At 72.7% G+C, this 960-nt stretch carries 1 pseudogene; it reads right to left on the minus strand.

Features of this window, described 5'->3' with window-relative positions:
- Nucleotides 1–3: 3 nt before the first annotated feature.
- Nucleotides 4–960, minus strand: a pseudogene (locus tag ADK55_RS16225) (hypothetical protein); the annotation flags it as partial.

The raw sequence follows: 960 nt of genomic DNA on the forward strand, positions 1-960 counted from the left end.
CGCTCAGCCCGCCGTCAGGGAGAAGCGGCGGACCACCTCGATGCTGAGGTTGTCGTGGATGGTGAAGAACGGGCAGGCGGCCAGTTCCGTGCCGCTCGCCGCGTCTCGGGCCACGACACGGGGGCGGCGGGCCGTACGGTCCAGGTCCGGCGCGTGTTTGCGGCCCAGCCGCACCCGGCGGGTCACCCCGTTGGCCCGTACGTCCAGGAACGCGTCCCACACGCCCGGTCCGATGGGGGCGCCGCCGTCCACCACGGCCAGGTTCGCCTCCACCCGGAAGCCGGCGGTGTCCAGGCCCTCCCCCAGGTCCGGGGAGGCGACCGCGACGACTTCGGCGGTGTGTTCCCGGCCGCTGTCGCGTTCCCGCAGTACCAGATCGCCACCCAGCCGGGCGGTGCTCAGCGACTCCACGTACGCGTGACCGGTCAGGCTGACCTTGCCGCCCTTCCAGGCCATCGACGCGAGGTAGTGCTGGGCGCGCAGCTTCGACGTGACGTCGAACAGGACGTCCGGGAGGCCGGCGGTCGGATCCCGGAACAGCGGGTAGAGCCGGTACACCCGGCCGTTCTCCGCCCGGTCCTCGGGCGGCTCCACCGCGGGGTCGTACTCCATGAGCCGCTCGAAGGCACTCGGCGCGCAGCTGACGAAGGCGTACAGGCGGATCCAGTCGATCCGGCTCAGCTCGTCGCCCATGTCGGGGGTCCAGTACGTCTGGACGAGCGCCCGCCCCCGGGCGTACACCTCGGCGGTGAACCCCGGGTTGCGGTGTCGGGCGTTGACGGCCGGGAGCAGTGCCGTACGGATCAGGCTGCGGAAGTGGCGGCCCAGCATGCGCCGGCGGCCCACGGGGTCCTGTACCCGCTCGGCCACCAGGGCCATGACGCGCTCGATGTGGCGCACCGTCTCGTCGGCGGTCCGGCTGCGCGAGGTGATGTTCTGCCCGTCCTCGCGCAGGCGCAG

It is taken from the genome of Streptomyces sp. WM4235 (assembly GCF_001279725.1).
Lineage (GTDB): Bacteria > Actinomycetota > Actinomycetes > Streptomycetales > Streptomycetaceae > Streptomyces.